Source organism: Flavobacterium sp. (assembly GCF_044368995.1).
Taxonomy (GTDB): Bacteria; Bacteroidota; Bacteroidia; order Flavobacteriales; family Flavobacteriaceae; genus Flavobacterium.
Genome location: NZ_JBIPMS010000027.1, coordinates 1 through 18,857, shown reverse-complemented (window position 1 = coordinate 18,857; position 18,857 = coordinate 1). Strand labels below are relative to the sequence as shown.

Genomic DNA, 18,857 nt, shown 5'->3' with positions numbered 1-18,857 from the left:
TGCTTCTGCAGGAAACGATATTATGTTTGATGAAGAATTATGTAACCAAGGAAAAGCGTTTACCAATAAAATTTGGAATGCTTTTAAATTGATTAAAGGTTGGGAAGTTTCAGATACAATTCCACAACCAGAATCTTCAAAAGTAGCGATTGAATGGTACGAAGCAAAACTGCAACAAACCCTATTAGAAATTGAAGATAATTTCGAAAAATACAGATTATCAGAAGCGTTAATGGCGACTTATAAATTAGTTTGGGACGATTTCTGTTCTTGGTTCTTAGAAATGATAAAGCCTGGATACCAACAACCAATTGATAAAACGACTTTCGACAAAGCAATTGAAATGTTGGAGAATAATTTAAAATTATTACATCCATTTATGCCTTTCTTAACAGAGGAAATTTGGCAACATATTGCAGAAAGAACACCAGAACAAGCTTTAATTGTAGCAGAATATCCGAAAATGACATCAGTAAATACGGGTTTAATTGCTGATTTCGATTTCGCAACGGATGTTATTTCTGGAATTAGAACAATCAGAAAAGATAAAAATATTCCTTTCAAAGATGTGATTGAATTAAGAGTCGTGAACAATGAAAAAGCATCTTCTCATTTCGATTCAGTTATTATGAAATTAGGTAATATTACAGATTTAGAATTTGTAACAGAAAAAGTAGATGGTGCGTTATCGTACAGAGTTAAATCTAACGAATATTTTATTCCAATTACTGGAAACATTGATGTAGAAGCAGAAATAGCTAAACTAACGGAAGAATTAAATTACACTCAAGGTTTCTTAAAATCGGTACAAATTAAATTATCTAATGAAAAGTTTGTAGCCAACGCCAAACCTGAAATCATTGAAAATGAACGCAAAAAAGAAGCTGATGCTTTGGCAAAAATTGCAACTATTGAGCAAAGTATTGCTGGATTGAAGTAAAATATTTATTAAAAGTAAAAAGCCGATTTTCATTTGAAAATCGGCTTTTTTTATTTGTATTATTATCAATTTCTAATCATTCATAGAAATCAAAAATTCTTCATTGTTTTTGGTACGTTTGATTCGAGATTCGATAAATTCCATAGCTTCAACAGGGTTCATATCGGCTAAATATTTACGAAGTATCCACATATGTTGTAACGTAGATTTGTCTAATAATAAGTCGTCACGACGCGTACTTGAAGAAACCAAATCGATAGCTGGGAAAATACGTTTGTTAGAAATTTTTCTATCTAATTGTAATTCCATATTACCTGTTCCTTTAAATTCTTCAAAGATAACTTCGTCCATTTTAGAACCTGTTTCTGTCAATGCAGTGGCGATAATACTTAACGAACCACCATTTTCAATATTACGTGCCGCTCCAAAGAAACGTTTTGGTTTTTGTAATGCATTGGCATCTACTCCTCCACTTAACACCTTTCCAGATGCTGGTTGAACCGTATTATATGCTCTTGCTAAACGTGTAATGGAATCTAATAAAATTACTACATCGTGTCCGCATTCTACCAAACGTTTTGCTTTTTCTAAAACAATATTTGCTACTTTAACATGGCGGTCTGCCGGTTCATCAAAAGTAGAAGCTATTACTTCGGCACGCACACTACGTTGCATATCTGTAACTTCTTCTGGACGTTCGTCAATTAATAAAACAATTAAATATACTTCTGGATGATTGGCCGCTATTGAGTTTGCAATATCCTTTAATAACATGGTTTTACCCGTTTTTGGTTGCGCTACAATCATCGCACGTTGTCCTTTACCAATTGGCGAAAACATATCAATAATTCTTGTAGATATAGAAGTGTTTTTTCCTGATAAATTAAATCTTTCTTCAGGGAAAAGTGGTGTCAAATGCTCAAAAGAAACTCTGTCACGAATGACTTGCGGATCGTGTCCGTTTATTTTTAATACACGAACTAAAGGGAAAAATTTCTCTCCTTCTTTTGGAGGGCGAACCACACCTTTTACAGTATCTCCCGTTTTCAATCCAAATAAACGAACTTGCGATTGTGATAAATAAATATCATCCGGAGAGGCTAAATAATTATAATCCGAAGAACGTAAGAAACCATATCCGTCTGGCATCATTTCTAAAACGCCTTCACTTTCAATGATTCCATCAAATTCAAAATCCGATTCACGAAAGTTTTTGTTTCCGTTGTTTTTGGCAAATTTAGGATTGGTACTTTTCTTAAAATTTGGATTTGAGTTGGTTTTTTCTTGTTCTTTAGTTTCAGAATTTTCTATTTCTTCTGAAGTAATTTCTATTTTATTTTCTTCCTCTTGTTTGGGTTGTTGACTGTATGACACTGATTTTTTTTCAGAATCTAAATCAAAAGAAGCTCTTTCTTGTGCTCTATTTGAGGGTTTTGTAATAACTTTTTTTATTCTTGCACGTTGCGATTTAACTCCGTTTTCAGTAGCGTCATTTTCACTAGTTGTTTCTTCTGCAATTGGTTGAGCAGATGCGGAAGTGATTTTAGTTTTTGCAACTGTAGACTGAGGTTCAGATGTGTTTTGTAAATCTAATATTTGAGAAATTAATTCGTCTTTTTTTAAAGTTTTGAATTTCTGGATATTAGCAACTTTGGCAATTTCTTGCAAATCAGGGAGCTTCATCCCTTTTAGTGTAGATGTGTCAAACATAAATGTTTATTGATTTTTTTTAATCTTAATATAATAAAAAAACTGTGATGAGATTTTTTTGCTTTTTTAAAGTATCGTATAATGAAGTACTTACGATTATTTGATGCAATAATACGAATATTTTATTATAAAACAATAGTTTTTTAAAAAAGAAAACTTATTTTTGTTCAAGGAAAAGTTTAAAAAATGTTACAAAGAATTCAATCCATATATTTGTTTTGCTGTATGCTGAACGCAGGTGTGTTGCCTTTGTTTATTAGTTTGTGGACAACTACTTCCAAAAAAGAAGTATTCGTTACAAATAATATTTTGTATCTATTATTATTCGGTTTAACCGTTTTTTTGGCTGCAATAAGTATTTTTAGTTTTAAGAAAAGACAAAATCAGTTTGTTATCAACCGACTGAATATGATATTAAACTTTATTTTAATAGGATTATTAGTATATCATTCACTAAATCTATCTGGAGAGGCGCAAGTTTCTGAGAAGGGTATTGGGATGCTTTTACCCATTTTTTCTATCGTTTTTCTTGCTTTGGCTAACAAAGCAATTAAAAGGGACGAAGATCTCGTAAAATCTGTGGACAGAATACGATAAACCTATCATCTTAGCTTTATTAGTGCGTAGAAAATCCGTTTTGAGAAATCAAAGCGGATTTTCGTTTTTAACCTCTTTCTAAACGCCAAAAATCGTAAATCGTAAATCCCAAATCGTAAATTCTATTTACTTGTCTCCTATTTCAATAATCTCCAAACTCTGAATTTTCTCTCCATCAATTTCAAATCGCAGCATCGTTCTTTTTTGATGAAATCCTGAAATACCTGCTGCACCCGGATTCATGTGTAAGCAATTGAGTTTCTTATCAAATATAACTTTTAAAATATGGGAATGACCACAAATAAATAACTTTGGTGGATTTTTAGTAATTTCTTCTCGAATAGCTGGACTATATTTCCCTGGATAACCACCAATATGTGTAAGTAAAACTTCTACACTTTCACAAAAAAAACGATTATTTAAAGGAAATTCTAATCTTGCTTCATGATTGTCAATATTTCCAAAAACAGCTCGTAATGGTTTTAGCTTTTTGATAGTATCTGTAACTTTCAAATCGCCAATATCTCCTGCATGCCACACTTCGTCTGCCAATTTTACATATTTTAAAATGGTTTCATCAATATGGCTGTGCGTATCAGAAAGGAGTAATATTTTTTTCATTTAATAAGAGTTTCTAAGTTACAGAGTAACTAAGCTACAAAGTTGACAAAAAAATATTGTTTATTGTTTATTTTTAAGAAAACATTGAATAATATAATTCAAATTCTTAGTAACTTTGCAACTCAGAAACTTTGCAACTTAAACATAATTGAGATATTTCATTGAATTTGCCTATAACGGAAAAGAATATTTTGGGTTCCAAATACAACCTAATGCTATATCAATACAAGAAACTTTAGATAAATCTTTATCGCTTTTGTTACGTGATAAAATTGAAATTGTTGGCGCAGGTCGAACGGATTCTGGTGTTCATGCCAAACAAATGTTTGCTCATTTTGATACTGAAGTTATACTTGATATTCCTACTACCATTCAAAAGCTAAATTCATTTTTACCTAAAGATATTGCCATTTTTAATATTATTGAAGTAAAATCTGATGCACATGCCCGTTTTGATGCAACTAGTAGAACTTACGAATACCACATTACTAATTCTAAAGATGTATTCAATATAGATGGCAGTTGGAAAGTACATCATGAATTGGATTTAGATTTAATGGATGAAGCCTGCAAAATACTATTTGAATACACTGACTTTGAATGTTTTTCTAAAATTCACACCGATGTAAAAACCTTTAATTGCAAAATTACCGAAGCACATTGGCAACAAATTGAAAATCAGATTATTTTTACCATTACAGCCGATAGATTTTTACGAAATATGGTTCGTGCCATTGTAGGCACTTTAATAAATGTTGGCATTCATAAAACATCTTTGTCAGATTTTAAAACTATTATTGAAAGTAAAAACCGAAATAATGCTGGTTTTTCTGTTCCTGCTCACGGATTGTATTTAACAAAAGTAAAATATCCATATATTTAGCCTTCAATTAACTATAAGCCAAATGAGCGTTTTAAAATCATCCTCTTTTAAAAAATTAATGCATTATGCCATTCCTTTTAATAGCAAACTTTTCTCAGTTGCTTTTTGGGCTGTTTTTTTAGCACTAGTCTCAGGTTTACGACCATTAATTTTAAATATTACCATCGACAAATATTTTGTAAATACCAGTAAAGAAACCAATGTAATCCAAGATTATTTTTTAAACCTAATCAGCCAATTATTAATTGAAGATAATGCCAATTATAATATTAAGGTATTAGTAGCTATTATGTTTATCATACTACTATTAGAAGTAGTAGCACAGTACTTTTTCGTATTCATTTCAAGTTGGCTTGGACAAGATATTGTAAAAGTAATTCGTGAAAAATTATTTACACATTTGGCCAGTTTTAAAGTTAAATATTACGATAACGAACCTGTTGGAAAATTAATTACGCGTTGTGTGTCGGATATTGAAAACATAGCAAGTATATTTAGTCAAGGATTGTTTATGATTATTTGCGACACTCTGAAAATGGTTATTGTTCTGATTTTTATGCTAGTAATCAATTGGAAAATCACTTGTATTGTTTTACTTATCATGCCCGTTATATTAATTGCTACAAATATTTTCAATAAAAAAATGAAAATAGCTTTTAATGAAGTTCGAAATGAAGTGGCCAACTTAAATACATTTATTCAAGAAAGGTTAACAGGAATGAAAATTGTCCAATTATTCAATAGAGAAAAAATTGAATTTGAAAAATTTAAGGAAATTAATCATAAACACAACAAAGCCTGGTTAAAAAACATTTTATACAATAGTATTTTCTTTCCTATTGCCGATATTGTATCAAGTATTACATTAGGATTAGTTGTTTATTTTGGTGCTATATTTATTATTAATGGCGACACCAATACCAGTGTAGGACAACTTATTGCCTTTAACATGTATATCGCCATGCTATACACGCCTTTACGCCAAATTGCAGATAAATTTAATGTCATGCAAATGGGGATTGTTGCGGCAGACCGAGTTTTTGAAATTTTAGAATCCAATTCAGAAGTGCAAGACAATGGAACTATTCCTGCTGAAAAATTAAAAGGAAACATAATATTCGACAACGTAAGATTTAGCTACCTAAAAAATGAGGAAGTTTTAAAAGGAATTAATTTAGAAGTAAAAGCTGCAGAAACGATTGCTATTGTTGGAGCAACTGGCGCAGGAAAATCAACAATTATTAATTTGTTAAATCGTTTTTACGAAATTGATTCAGGAAAAATAACAATTGATGCTATTAATATTAACGATTTTACACTTGAAACCTTAAGAAATGAAATTGCAATGGTGTTACAAGATGTTTTCTTATTTGCCGATTCTATTTACAATAACATCACCTTATTTGACACTTCCATTCAACGCGAAGAAGTTTACGCTGCTGCCAAAAAAATAGGCATTCATGATTTTTTAATGTCCTTACCTAACGGATATAATTATGACGTAAAAGAACGAGGCGTCATGTTATCTTCAGGGCAGCGACAATTAATCGCCTTTTTACGTGCTTACATTAGCAATCCAAGTATACTAATTTTAGATGAAGCCACTTCATCAATTGACTCTTACTCGGAGGAATTAATTCAAAAAGCAACACAAACGCTAACACAAGGAAGAACTTCAATAATAATCGCGCACCGTTTGGCAACTATTGTAAATGCGGATACTATCATAGTAATGGATAAAGGTATAATTGTAGAAAAAGGCAAACACAATGAATTATTACAAATTGAAAATGGGTTTTATAAAAAGTTATACGAAGCCCAATTTGAAAAAACAGAAAATAGAGATTAGACTTTTGCCTTTTACCTTTTCCCTATTAACAAAAAAAATACATAAAAAATAAATAAATATTTACTAATTTCGCAATCAGAAAAATAAGATAAAAACATAAAAAACATGAAATACGATATTATAGTTTTAGGAAGTGGTCCTGGTGGATATGTTACAGCAATTAGAGCTTCTCAATTGGGTTTTAAAGTCGCTGTTATTGAAAAAGAAAGTTTGGGTGGCGTATGTTTAAATTGGGGATGTATTCCAACTAAAGCCTTGCTAAAATCAGCTCAAGTTTTTGATTATTTAAAACATGCTGCCGACTACGGATTAAAAGTAGATAATGTAGATAAAGATTTTAGCGCAGTGGTTGCCCGTTCACGTAATGTGGCTGGTGGCATGAGTAAAGGTGTTCAGTTTTTAATGAAAAAAAATAAAATTGATGTTATTGATGGTTTTGGAAAAGTAAAACCAGGCAAAAAAATTGATGTAACTGCCGCTGATGGAAAAGTTACTGAATATTCTGCCGATAATATCATTATTGCAACTGGCGCTCGTTCTCGTGAATTGCCAAACTTACCACAAGATGGTGTAAAAGTAATTGGCTACAGACAAGCAATGACTTTACCAACGCAACCAAAATCGATGATTATTGTAGGTTCTGGGGCAATTGGAGTGGAATTTGCTCATTTTTATAATGCCATGGGAACGAAAGTTACCATTGTAGAATTTATGCCAAATATTGTACCTGTTGAAGACGAAGACATTTCAAAACAAATGGAACGCTCTATGAAAAAAGCTGGTGTAACTATTATGACCAATTCATCTGTTGAAAAAATAGACACTTCAGGAAAAGGCGTAAAAGCAACTGTAAAAACAGCTAAAGGTGAAGAAGTTATCGAAGCAGACATATTACTTTCCGCAGTGGGTATCAAAACAAACATTGAAAATATTGGTTTAGAAGAAGTGGGTATTGCAACAGACAAAGATAAAATCCTAGTAAATAATTTTTACCAAACTAATGTTCCAGGATATTATGCCATTGGCGATATCACTCCAGGTCAAGCTTTAGCACATGTAGCGTCTGCAGAAGGTATTTTATGTGTAGAAAAAATTGCAGGTTTACACGTAGAACCGTTAGATTACGGAAATATTCCAGGTTGTACGTATGCCACTCCAGAAATTGCTTCCGTTGGTTTAACTGAAAAAGCGGCTAAAGAAAAAGGTTATGATATTAAAGTAGGAAAATTCCCGTTCTCAGCTTCAGGAAAAGCAACTGCCGCAGGAACTACTGACGGATTTGTGAAAGTAATTTTCGATGCGAAATACGGAGAATGGTTAGGTTGTCATATGATTGGCGCTGGTGTTACGGATATGATTGCAGAAGCAGTTGTTGCAAGAAAATTAGAAACTACGGCACACGAAATATTAAAAACAGTTCACCCTCACCCTACTATGAGTGAGGCGGTTATGGAAGCAGTTGCCGCAGCTTATGATGAAGTGATTCATATTTAAGATTTACGATAAAAAAACCGTCTTGTTTTATTACAAGACGTTTTTTTTTTATGTATTTTTTAACTTATTTATTATATTAAACCTGACAGGTTTTAAAAACCTGTCAGGTTTAATTTCTTTTACTATATCCCAGCAATTACTTTTAACTCTTTCACAAAACGTTCAGCTAAAAAATTCGCTTCGTTTTGTGTTGGCGCTTCGGTATAAATTCTGATAATGGGTTCTGTATTTGATTTTCTTAAATGCACCCATTCTGAAGCAAAATCAATTTTTACTCCATCTATAGTGCTAATTTGCTCGTTTTTATATGTCTGAATCAAAGATGCTAAAATGGCATCTACATCTATTTGGGGTGTCAATTCAATTTTATTTTTTCTCATATAATATTGCGGATAACTGGCGCGTAACTCGGCAACCGTTTTATCTTGACCAGCTAAATACGTTAAAAATAAAGCTACACCAACCAAACTATCTCTTCCGTAATGTAATTCTGGATAAATAATGCCGCCATTTCCTTCACCACCAATAATGGCATTGGTTTTTTTCATTAATTCAACTACATTAACTTCTCCAACGGCACTGGCTTGGTAACTTCCATTGTGTTTTTCAGTAATATCGCGTAACGCACGTGACGAACTCATATTAGAGACTGTATTTCCAGGTGTTTTACTCAAAACATAATCGGCTACAGCTACTAAAGTGTACTCTTCGCCAAACATTTCACCATCATTTGAAATAAAAGCCAAACGATCTACATCTGGGTCTACTACTATTCCAAAATCAGCTTTTTCTTCTAAAACTAGTTTGCAAATATCTGTTAAATGTTCTTTTAAAGGTTCTGGATTGTGAGGAAAATGTCCGTTTGGCTCGCAATATAATTTCACCACTTCCACGCCCATTTGTTCTAATAAATTTGGAATTACAATTCCTCCCGAAGAATTTACACCATCAACTACAACTTTATATTTTTTAGTTTTCACCAAATCCGCATCCACTAAAGGCAAGTCCAATACTTCATCAATGTGAATGTCCATGTAAGAATCATTTGTAGTAACTTCTCCTAACACATCTACATCAACAAAATCAAACGCTTCTGCTTCAGCAATTTCTAAAATTTTAGCACCTTCTGCCCCACTTAAAAATTCGCCTTTTGCGTTTAATAATTTTAAAGCATTCCATTGTTTCGGATTATGAGAAGCCGTTAAAATAATCCCACCATCTGCCTGTTCCATTGGCACTGCTATTTCTACTGTTGGCGTAGTAGAAAGTCCTAAATCGATAACATCAATTCCTAAACCTAAAAGCGTATTTTGTACTAAATTATGAATCATAGGTCCAGAAATACGCGCATCACGACCAATTACAACTTTTAGTTTTCTATCGGTTACTTTCGAATTATTTTTTAAAAAAGTACCATAAGCTGAGGCAAATTTAACCGCATCAACTGGCGTTAAATTATCGCCTACTTTACCTCCAATGGTTCCTCGAATGCCTGATATAGATTTTATTAATGTCATTATTTTAGGTTTAAAAGTTTAAAGGTTTACATATTTAGAAGTAAACCCCAAATAAAGTACAAATATAAATGTTAACCATAAGATAGCAACAAAACATGCAAAGTATTTTATATATTTACGAAAGAAATAACTATTAATTTTTCGCAACACAGATTATAAAAATTATATAAATTTCTAAAATCTGTGTTTATAAATACTATTTCCATATAAACGAACAACCAAATAAACAACTCAACCACAAACTTGAACTATCTCGCCCACATATATCTTTCCAATGAAGATGATTTCATTAAAATTGGCAATTTTATGGCCGATGCTATTAAGGGTAATAAATATGATTCGTATCCTGTAGGTATTCAAATTGGGATTAAATTACATCGTTTTATTGACAGTTATACAGATTCACACGAAATTTATAGAAAAAGCAAACACCGATTACATGAGAATTTCGGTCATTATTCGGGTGTGATTATGGATATTGTTTACGATCATTTCTTAGCTAAAAATTGGCAACTATTTTCAAATATCGCTTTAGAAAAATATGCGGATGATTTTTATAATTTATTACAAAGTAATTACGACATCTTAGCTCCAAAAACCCAAAATCAATTGCCTTATATGATAAAAACCAATTGGTTGGTGTGCTATAAATCGCTAGAAGGATTGGAATTAATTTTATTTCAAATGGACTATCGCACTAAAAACAGGGTAAATATGCAAGCTGCCATGCATGAAGTCAAGAAATTTTATGCAGAAATAGAACAAGAGTTCTTAACGTTTTTTACTGCATTACAACAGCAAAGTAAATTAGAATTAAACAAACTAAAAAACGATTTTCATTACAACACCTAAATAGATTCATAATACTATTTGTCAAATCTGTGTACCCTAAACATTTTATCTTTTAAAAAATTAGCGTATTTTAGCCATTCTAAAAAAAACCTTTTGTTAAAACGAATACAAAAAATAGCCCATTTTTTCGAAAACTATTTTTCTAAACTGAAGTCGGTTTTAGAGCCGCGTCAGTTTTTATATATCTCTAGTGTTTTAGTAGGATTTTCAGCTGCTTTGGCTGTAATTGTTCTAAAAACGTTTGCGCACAATGTATTTTTATTTTCACAATACTTAAACACAAAACTGCATTTACCTTACAGTAAAAGTACCTTACCTATTATTGGAATTTTATTAACGGTATTTGTAATTAAAAACTTCTTAAACGGAAACATACAAAAAGGAACATCGCAAATTATGTATGCCGTGGCTAAAAAACGCAGCGTGATGCCAGCCAAACAAATGTATGCGCAAATAATTACCAGTTCATTAACCGTGGGTATGGGCGGAAGTGCGGGATTAGAATCGCCAATTACGATTACAGGTGCTGCTTTTGGTAGTAATTACGCTTTAAAATATCGATTAAGTTACAAAGACAGGACCTTACTTTTGGCTTGTGGCGTGGCAGCCGGTATAGCTGCAGCGTTTAACGCACCTATTGCAGGAGTTTTGTTTGCCATAGAAGTTGTTTTGGCAGAAATTAGTATTGCTGCTTTTACACCACTAATAATTAGCGCCGCAACAGGATCAATCGTTTCGATGTTGTTATTAAATGACGATGCGCTATTTAGTTTCAAATCAATTCAAGATTTTGATTCCAAGAATATTCCGTTTTATATTATTTTAGGAATTTTGTCTGGGTTTGTTTCCATTCATTATGCTAGAAACTTTAGAAAAGTAGAACGTTTTTTTGCCACAAGAAGTAAAAATAGCTACAGAAAAGCCCTTTTTGGTGCCCTTATTTTAGGAATACTAATTTTTATTTTTCCTAGTTTGTTTGGTGAAGGATACGAGGGCATTAAGTTTTTAGCTGCCAATCAGCCAGAAAAACTATTGGAAAATACACTTTTAGCACGTTTTGAAAACAACAAATGGATTATTTTTGGTTTCATTACTCTAACCTTATTATTTAAAGTATTTGCTACTGGAATTACATTAGGCGCTGGTGGAAATGGTGGTAACTTCGCTCCTTCTTTATTTGTGGGTTCGTATTTAGGGTTTTCTACTGCGTACTTTATTAATATGCTAAAGATTACAAATTTGCCTATTAGTAATTTCACATTAGTAGGCATGTCTGGTGTGTTGAGTGGTTTGTTTCATTCGCCCTTAACTGCGATATTTTTAATTGCAGAAATTACGGGTGGCTACAGTTTAATGGTGCCTTTAATGTTGGTTTCTTCTATAAGTTTTGCCATATCGAAACATTTTGAACCGTATTCATTTGACATTAAAAACTTGGCAGATAAAGGCGAAGTATTTACAGACGATAAAGACAAAAACATCTTGCAATCAATAGATGTTAAGAAACTGATTAGCAATCATTTTACGCCAGTAACCGAATCCAAAACATTAGAAGCGTTAATTGAAAAAATAGCCGCTTCAGACGATGTTATTTTTCCTGTTTTAAATGACGACAACAAACTTATAGGTTTGATTTATTTAGATGATATTCGTCCGATTATATTTTCTGCGTTTAAAGTAAAATTTACTTCCATTACAGAAGTGATGCAACCTGTAAAAGACAAAGATGTGGTTGATTTTGAAGATAATATTGAAAGTATTATGAATACATTTGAAAGCACCCACCAGATTATTTTGCCAGTGTTGGAAAATAAAGCTTTCATAGGTTTTATCTCTAAAGCGGATATTTTAGAAAAATACCGCGAACAATTGAAAGAATTGGTGATTGAGTAACCCTTCATTTTTTTAAATAGCATTTAAAATAATTTATTATATTTGGGTTAATAAAGCAAAACAAAACTTTGCATATTTACAAGTTATGCCTAATGCAAAAAAGTTCCGTGTATAGACCGCAAATGACAGAAAAACATAGTTTTGTTAACGACACAATATTTAGACTTAAAACAGTTGTTTTGACAGGAGAACGTGTTTTCAAAAATTTGCTGTATCCGTCTCAAAAATTCAAAGATAAAGGACTTCTTGTTAACGAACCAATAATTGCATTTTCGGAAAGTGACCTATGGAATCCATTTGACAACAAAGACAATTGGATTTTAACTGCTGGAAAAATTGAGAACTTAAGAATTTCAGCAAAAAAGATACACGGACTTGAAATTAAAGCAAACGAAGTTTTCAGCTTTTGGAAACATATTGGCAATCCGAACTTTGGACAAGGTTACGTAATTGGAAGAGAAATTAGAGAAGGTTGTGTCGTGCCGACAATTGCGGGTGGACTTTGCCAACTATCAAATGCTATTTATGACGCAGCTCTTAAAGCAAATTTTGACATAGTAGAAAGACACAAGCACACCAAAGTAATCAAAGGTTCACTTGCCGAACAGGACAGGGATGCAACAGTAAAATGGAATTACATTGATTTACGTTTCAAATCTTCCTTTGACTTCAGAATAGAAATAGAGTTTACTACTGATAAATTAGTTGTGTGTTTTAGAAGTAATCAGAAAAATTTTAAAGCAACTGACGAAAAATTTGACTTGAGACATTCTAGCAAACTTAATGACTGCTACTCTTGCGGAAATTTTGTTTGTTTTAAGCACCCAGACAGAACTTCTCTAAAAGAGGAAATTGCTACGACCACTTTTATTCTCGATGAAAAATGGCCTGAGTATGACAAGCATATAAAAGAAAGCGCAACATCTTCCGACAATTTCATTTTACCGCTCAAGAAAAACAGATTTATAAAAACAGACCGATATTCTTGGGCTGCTGCAAATCCTCATAAAACCAAAACGACAGATTTACAAGGAATTTACAGAGCAATAAAACTAAGATTTGCTCCTAAAAATAAAAATAATGTTTTTGAACTTGCATTACAACTCGACAAGAAAATAGCATTTGCAGCAGCACGTCAAATTCCAATAAACTCAACCCATTTAGTGATTTCACAAAATTTATTACCATTCATTTTTGAAACAGGGGCTTTGGGCGGTAGGACTTATGATGTTTTAATGACAAGACTTCCATTTGAGAAACTTCATGAAAGACTTGATTCCGCATTTTCAAATCACACAGAAAGTCCAACACTAAAAGATTTTAGAGCAAGCAAAGAATTGGTTGAACTTGAAAACAAAGCATTAAATAAAGCACGACAAATAATTACACCTCATTCTGAAATTGCAGAAATCTTCAAAAATAAAGTAGTTAAATTGAATTGGCTAATTCCTAAATCAGCAAATGGACAAACAAAAGGAACCAAAGTACTTTTTCCAGCTTCTGCTGTTGGAAGAAAAGGTGCTTATGAAATAAAAAGACTAGCAAAAGAACTTCAACTTAACCTTACAATTTTAGGAAGGACAATTGAGAATGAAAATTTTTGGGAAGACTTGAAAATTGAAAAGTTTAATGGAGACCTTGACCAAATCGGACTTGTAGTTTACCCAACATTTATTGAACACCAACCAAGACAAATTTTAAAAGCGATTTCAAAAGGAATACCAATAATTACTACAACAGCTTGCGGAATTGACAATTCAGACCAAGTTGAAGTTATAGAAATAAGTAACTTTGAACAATTAAAAAATGAAGTTAACAAGCATACAGAAAAGAACCACTAGGCTTAGCATGGGTATAGAAAAAGTAGCGGTAAAGTACTAGTCACATTACCTCACAAATCCTTTTCTTTGCCACAATTAATAAAACGAAACCGTTTTTTAGTAGTACCAACCTCTAAAAGACACCTTCAAAGGTGTAAATTATATCGCCGTTGCGGTTATACTTAACTGCGGTGGATTTAAAACAGCATCCAAGAATAATACAAAGAAAAAGCGACATATCACTGTCGCTTTTTTTATTTATACTCTTACTATATTCGCGCCAAGCGCTCTCAATCGTTCGTCTATGCGTTCGTAACCTCTATCAATTTGTTCGATATTTTGAATGGTGCTTGTGCCTTTTGCAGAAAGTGCGGCAATTAGTAACGAAATACCGGCTCTAATATCTGGTGAACTCATCACAGTAGCTTTCAATTGCGATTCGAAATTATGTCCCATAACCACTGCTCTGTGCGGGTCGCATAACATAATTTTTGCACCCATATCTATTAGTTTATCTACAAAGAACAAGCGGCTTTCAAACATTTTTTGATGAATTAAAACATCTCCTTTTGCTTGGGTAGCAACTACTAAAACTATACTCAATAAATCAGGCGTAAATCCTGGCCAAGGCGCATCAGAAACCGTTAATATAGACCCGTCAATATCGGTTTTAATTTCATACCCATCTTTGTGAGCAGGAATGTAAATATCGTCTCCTTTTTGTTCTAAAGTAATACCAAGTTTTCTAAATACGTTCGGAATTTGTCCTAAATTGTCCCAGCTTACGTTTTTGATAGTAATTTCGCTTTTTGTCATAGCCGCTAAACCAATCCAGGAGCCAATTTCAATCATATCTGGTAAAATTCTGTGTTCACAACCACCTAAAGTTTCCACACCTTCAATGGTTAATAAATTAGAACCAATACCGGTAATCTTCGCCCCCATTGAATTTAGCATTTTGCATAACTGTTGCAAATAGGGTTCACATGCGGCGTTGTAAATTGTAGTAGTGCCTTCGGCTAAAACAGCTGCCATTACAATATTAGCCGTTCCTGTAACAGAAGCTTCGTCTAATAACATGTAAGCACCTTTTAATCGGCCCTCGTTTTCTACACCATAAAAATGGTCTTCTTTGTTGTATCTAAATTTTGCACCTAAATTAATAAATCCTTCAAAATGAGTATCTAAACGGCGTCTTCCAATTTTGTCTCCACCTGGTTTTGGTATAAATCCTTTTCCAAAACGGGCCAATAAAGGTCCAACAATCATAATAGAGCCACGTAAACTGCCACCTTCTTTTTTGAAAGCTTCTGTTTCTAAATAGCCAACATTTACTTCATCAGCCTGAAAAGTGTAATCACCTGGTCCGTTTTTCTGAATTTTAACGCCCAAATTACCTAATAAAGTAATTAGTTTATTTACATCAATAATATCAGGAATATTAGTAACTCTAACTTTTTCTGAAGTTAACAAAACAGGACATAAAACCTGTAATGCTTCGTTTTTTGCACCTTGTGGTTGCACATTTCCTTTTAAGGGCGTTCCGCCTTCAATTTTGAATGTTCCCATTTATAATGTATTATTAGGATTATTTTTTGGTTTAAAATTTTTTGCGCCTTTATAATTTGGATTATTTAAATTGGCTTTTGTATTATCTGGCGCATTCGGTTTTGCATTTGTAGGTGTATTTGTATTTCTATTGGCATTTTGTTGCGGTCTATTCTGATTTCTAGACGTATTATTCGTTTCATTCTTAGTAAAAAACTGGGTTTTGTTCGACTGTTTTTTATTTACTTTTAATAAGTTTTGCGAAGTAGAAAGTTCTTCTTTCATTGACGTTAGGTTTAATTCGCCATTAGATAATTCTAATAAGTGATTAAAAATAACTTCATCTGTAACGGTATCTTTGTTCCAACTCAAAAAGCTTTTTTTCATGTGATTGGCAATCACAATGGTTAAGGCATTTTTTAGTTCACCTTCCTCCCATTTTCGGGCCACATCAATCATGTACTTGATATTATTACCATAAAACCTGTATTTTGGAAAGTTTTGAGGATAAGCCAAGTGATCTGGTTTCAATTGCACTACTTCTCTTGTAGGAATTGGATAAGGCGAATCGATATCTAATTTAAAATCAGACATGATAAACAATTGATCCCAAAGTTTGTGTTGAAAATCGATCACATCGCGTAAATGTGGATTCAAATTTCCCAATACCGAAATTACATAACGTGCGCCTTTGTTGCGTTTTTCTCTATCTTCGATAGCTGTAATTTGGTTAATTAAATTTTGTACATATCTTCCGTATTCAGGAATAATTAAATGTTCCCGTTGCGAATTGTATTCTAAATAATTAATTGATTCTTCGTTGTTGTATGACATATTTATAATGAAATAATTCCTTCTATAGTTCCTAATTCTTGGTATTTTTCAATTACCTTATCTGCGTTTTGCATGGTAACGTTAATTGAAATACTTGTATATTTTCCTGTTTTAGAAGCCTGCGTTTTTATAACGGCACCCATATTATTAAAGGTATTTTCAACTAAATTAATGTTTGTAGCATTAGTTGGAACAATAAATTTATACAAATACACAGCAGGCCAGGTTGTTGATTCTTCTAGTTCAGATTTAAGTCTAATGTAAAAATCTTCTGTTTTTTTATCCATGTAAAATTAATATAATAAAACAACAAATATACATTTATAATGTTTGATTTGAAAATATAAATAATTAAGATTTTTAAAATAAAAAAAATGATAGTACATTTGATTTTTAAAGCCATAAAATGAATAAGAAAATTATACTACTAATTGGTGGTCCTAGTTCTGGAAAAACAACCTTAATGAATCACTTAGAATCTGAAGGTCATATTTGTTATCCTGAAATTTCTAGAGAAGTTATTTTGAAAGCCCGAGAAGAAGGAGTTGATTATTTATTTTTAGAAAATCCGATATTGTTTAGCGAACGACTTTTAGAAGGAAGAATTAAACAATATGAAAAAGCTACTTCTGAAGGAAAACATGTTTTTATAGACCGAGGCATTCCTGATGTGGTTGCCTACATGGATTATATCGGTGATACGTATCCTCAAGAATTTACTGCCGCTTGCGAAAACTATAAATATGACATGGTTTTTTTATTACCACCTTGGGAAGAAATTTACACCAGTGATGCAGAACGATATGAAAGTTATGAAGAAGCATCAAAAATTCATCATTTTTTAGTTGATACTTATACAAAATATGGATATGATTTACATGAAGTACCTAAAACTTCTGTTGCAGCACGATTTCAATTTATTATCAATCATTTAAAATCCTAATTCGATCTAATGAATCAACCGTTAGATATTTTAAAAGCGCATTGGAAACATACTGCTTTTAGACCTACTCAGGAAGAAATTATTAATACTGTTTTGCTCGGTAAAGATACTTTTGTCTTGTTACCAACCGGAGGCGGAAAATCAATATGCTTTCAAATTCCTGCCTTACTAAAACCAGGCATTTGTTTGGTCATTTCTCCGCTTGTTGCTTTAATGAAAGATCAGGTTGAAAATTTAAAAACAAAAAACATAAAAGCCATTGCTTTAATGGGTGGTATTTCTTTTGAAGAAACCAATAATTTACTAGATAATTGTGCATTTGGCGATTATAAATTTCTATATCTTTCTCCAGAGCGTTTGCAACAAGATTGGGTTTTAGAACGAATTAAAAATTTAAATATAAATTTAATTGCCATAGACGAAGCGCATTGTGTGAGCCAATGGGGACATGATTTCAGACCCGCTTATTTAAAAATTTCAACATTAAAAGACTACTTTTCTGTGCCTTTTGTTGCATTAACTGCTACAGCTACACCAAGAGTTCAAAAGGATATTTGTACCCTATTACAATTAAAAAACCCAGTTGTTTTTAAAAATTCCTTTTCGCGAGAGAATTTAGGATATCATATTATTAAAACCGAAGACCAATTGGGGAAACTCAAACAAATTCTCTTAAAATATCCTGAACCATCAATCGTGTATGTAAAAAATAGAAAATCATGTATTGAACTCAGCAAAGTACTTATAGATTTTGGCTTTACAGCAACGTATTATCACGGTGGATTATCGGCTAAAGAAAAAGATAAAAACATGCAACTTTGGTTAGATGAGAAAGCCAAAATAATAGTAGCTACCAATGCATTTGGTATGGGAATTGACAAACCAAATGTAAAAACGGTAATACATTTACAAATTCCTGATAATATTGAAAATTACTATCAAGAAGCTGGTAGAGCTGGTAGAAATGGGGAAACAGCATTTGCTTTATTGTTAACTCCAAAAGTAAAATCAGAAAATTTATTGCAGATGTTTGCCGGTAATTTACCAAATAAAGAAATGCTTCAATTGGTATATAAAAACCTAAACAATCATTTCCAAATCGCCTATGGAGAAGGGTTTCAAGAGGTTTTTTATTTAAATTTAAACCAATTTTGCTCAAAATTCAATACATCTTCAAGTAAAACTTTTGCTTGTTTACAATTTTTAGACCGTCAAGGCATCATAACGCTAGATTATTTAAAAAGCAACAAAGCCAGTTTACAATTTAGTATTGAAAGCCGAGAAGTCATTAGATATTGTAGTTTAAATTCTAAAGAGGCGCTAATAATAGAAACTATTTTACGAAATTATACGGGT

The 18,857-nt window shown here is 32.3% G+C and carries 16 protein-coding genes; 10 read left to right on the top strand and 6 right to left on the bottom strand.

What is annotated here, in order from left to right; genetic code table 11:
* Positions 1-940 (top strand): class I tRNA ligase family protein (locus ACIQ2I_RS03675; RefSeq protein ID WP_396181077.1); only part of this gene is annotated, 940 nt, incomplete at its 5' end.
* A gap of 72 nt (positions 941-1,012) precedes the next feature.
* Here the strand turns inward: ACIQ2I_RS03675 and rho are convergent.
* Positions 1,013-2,650, bottom strand: a complete 1,638-nt coding sequence (rho, locus tag ACIQ2I_RS03670) for a transcription termination factor Rho (RefSeq protein WP_396181076.1) — start codon at positions 2,648-2,650, stop codon at positions 1,013-1,015.
* 186 nt (positions 2,651-2,836) lie between these two features.
* On the opposite strand from rho, the gene ACIQ2I_RS03665 reads away from it, so the two are divergent.
* Complete coding sequence (locus ACIQ2I_RS03665; RefSeq protein ID WP_396181075.1) at positions 2,837-3,247, top strand: DUF4293 domain-containing protein; 411 nt, start codon at positions 2,837-2,839, stop codon at positions 3,245-3,247.
* A gap of 126 nt (positions 3,248-3,373) precedes the next feature.
* Here the strand turns inward: ACIQ2I_RS03665 and ACIQ2I_RS03660 are convergent, their stop codons facing one another.
* Positions 3,374-3,868 carry a metallophosphoesterase family protein gene (locus tag ACIQ2I_RS03660; protein ID WP_396181074.1) on the bottom strand — a complete coding sequence of 165 codons (495 nt, stop codon included), beginning with the start codon at positions 3,866-3,868 and terminating at the stop codon, positions 3,374-3,376.
* A 148-nt stretch (positions 3,869-4,016) separates the two neighbouring features.
* Here ACIQ2I_RS03660 and truA point away from each other — a divergent pair, with 148 nt between their 5' ends.
* The 3 genes from truA (at position 4,017) to lpdA (ending at position 8,094) form a co-directional block, all read left to right on the top strand.
* A complete protein-coding gene (gene truA / locus ACIQ2I_RS03655) occupies positions 4,017-4,751 on the top strand; it encodes a tRNA pseudouridine(38-40) synthase TruA (RefSeq protein ID WP_396181073.1) in 735 nt (244 codons plus the stop codon).
* A gap of 22 nt (positions 4,752-4,773) precedes the next feature.
* Entirely contained in the window at positions 4,774-6,600 is a 1,827-nt protein-coding gene (locus ACIQ2I_RS03650) for an ABC transporter ATP-binding protein (RefSeq protein WP_396181072.1), read from the top strand.
* A 105-nt stretch (positions 6,601-6,705) separates the two neighbouring features.
* Positions 6,706-8,094 (top strand): dihydrolipoyl dehydrogenase, encoded by a 1,389-nt coding sequence (lpdA, locus tag ACIQ2I_RS03645; RefSeq protein WP_396181071.1) that lies wholly within the window; start codon positions 6,706-6,708, stop codon positions 8,092-8,094.
* Positions 8,095-8,216: 122 nt separating this feature from the next.
* On the opposite strand, the gene glmM is transcribed toward lpdA, so the two are convergent.
* The gene (gene glmM, locus ACIQ2I_RS03640) at positions 8,217-9,611 is read right to left on the bottom strand and encodes a phosphoglucosamine mutase (RefSeq protein WP_396181070.1); all 1,395 of its coding nucleotides are present in this window, start codon (positions 9,609-9,611) and stop codon (positions 8,217-8,219) included.
* Positions 9,612-9,854: 243 nt separating this feature from the next.
* Between glmM and ACIQ2I_RS03635 the strand changes: the two genes are divergently transcribed.
* From ACIQ2I_RS03635 to ACIQ2I_RS03625, 3 genes are all read left to right on the top strand, one after another.
* Entirely contained in the window at positions 9,855-10,463 is a 609-nt protein-coding gene (locus tag ACIQ2I_RS03635; protein WP_396181069.1) for an ACP phosphodiesterase, read from the top strand.
* 93 nt (positions 10,464-10,556) lie between these two features.
* A complete protein-coding gene (locus tag ACIQ2I_RS03630; RefSeq protein ID WP_396181068.1) occupies positions 10,557-12,356 on the top strand; it encodes a chloride channel protein in 1,800 nt (599 codons plus the stop codon).
* Positions 12,357-12,448: 92 nt separating this feature from the next.
* Entirely contained in the window at positions 12,449-14,197 is a 1,749-nt protein-coding gene (locus ACIQ2I_RS03625) for a VanW family protein (RefSeq protein WP_396181067.1), read from the top strand.
* Positions 14,198-14,434: 237 nt separating this feature from the next.
* On the opposite strand, the gene murA is transcribed toward ACIQ2I_RS03625, so the two are convergent.
* From murA to ACIQ2I_RS03610, 3 genes are read right to left on the bottom strand one after another with little or no spacing between them, the layout of a single operon-like run.
* Positions 14,435-15,745 carry a UDP-N-acetylglucosamine 1-carboxyvinyltransferase gene (gene murA, locus ACIQ2I_RS03620; protein WP_396181066.1) on the bottom strand — a complete coding sequence of 437 codons (1,311 nt, stop codon included), beginning with the start codon at positions 15,743-15,745 and terminating at the stop codon, positions 14,435-14,437.
* On the bottom strand, positions 15,746-16,558 hold the full coding sequence (locus ACIQ2I_RS03615; RefSeq protein WP_396181065.1) for a DUF4290 domain-containing protein: 813 nt from the start codon (positions 16,556-16,558) through the stop codon (positions 15,746-15,748).
* Between the two features lie 2 nt (positions 16,559-16,560).
* Positions 16,561-16,845, bottom strand: a complete 285-nt coding sequence (locus ACIQ2I_RS03610) for a DUF493 family protein (protein WP_396181064.1) — start codon at positions 16,843-16,845, stop codon at positions 16,561-16,563.
* 119 nt (positions 16,846-16,964) lie between these two features.
* Between ACIQ2I_RS03610 and ACIQ2I_RS03605 the strand changes: the two genes are divergently transcribed.
* Both ACIQ2I_RS03605 and ACIQ2I_RS03600 read left to right on the top strand, forming a co-directional pair.
* The gene (locus ACIQ2I_RS03605; protein WP_396181063.1) at positions 16,965-17,501 is read left to right on the top strand and encodes an AAA family ATPase; all 537 of its coding nucleotides are present in this window, start codon (positions 16,965-16,967) and stop codon (positions 17,499-17,501) included.
* A gap of 9 nt (positions 17,502-17,510) precedes the next feature.
* Positions 17,511-18,857, top strand: a 1,347-nt coding sequence (locus ACIQ2I_RS03600; protein WP_396181062.1) for a RecQ family ATP-dependent DNA helicase, incomplete at its 3' end; no start/stop codon positions are given.

Coding starts and splice junctions, on each gene's coding strand:
- ACIQ2I_RS03660 (WP_396181074.1), bottom strand. CDS start 3,868: ATGAAAAAAATATTACTCCTTTCTGATACGCACAGCCATATTGATGAA.
- murA (WP_396181066.1), bottom strand. CDS start 15,745: ATGGGAACATTCAAAATTGAAGGCGGAACGCCCTTAAAAGGAAATGTG.
- lpdA (WP_396181071.1), top strand. CDS start 6,706: ATGAAATACGATATTATAGTTTTAGGAAGTGGTCCTGGTGGATATGTT.
- ACIQ2I_RS03615 (WP_396181065.1), bottom strand. CDS start 16,558: ATGTCATACAACAACGAAGAATCAATTAATTATTTAGAATACAATTCG.
- ACIQ2I_RS03610 (WP_396181064.1), bottom strand. CDS start 16,845: ATGGATAAAAAAACAGAAGATTTTTACATTAGACTTAAATCTGAACTA.
- ACIQ2I_RS03625 (WP_396181067.1), top strand. CDS start 12,449: ATGCAAAAAAGTTCCGTGTATAGACCGCAAATGACAGAAAAACATAGT.
- rho (WP_396181076.1), bottom strand. CDS start 2,650: ATGTTTGACACATCTACACTAAAAGGGATGAAGCTCCCTGATTTGCAA.
- ACIQ2I_RS03665 (WP_396181075.1), top strand. CDS start 2,837: ATGTTACAAAGAATTCAATCCATATATTTGTTTTGCTGTATGCTGAAC.
- glmM (WP_396181070.1), bottom strand. CDS start 9,611: ATGACATTAATAAAATCTATATCAGGCATTCGAGGAACCATTGGAGGT.
- ACIQ2I_RS03650 (WP_396181072.1), top strand. CDS start 4,774: ATGAGCGTTTTAAAATCATCCTCTTTTAAAAAATTAATGCATTATGCC.
- ACIQ2I_RS03605 (WP_396181063.1), top strand. CDS start 16,965: ATGAATAAGAAAATTATACTACTAATTGGTGGTCCTAGTTCTGGAAAA.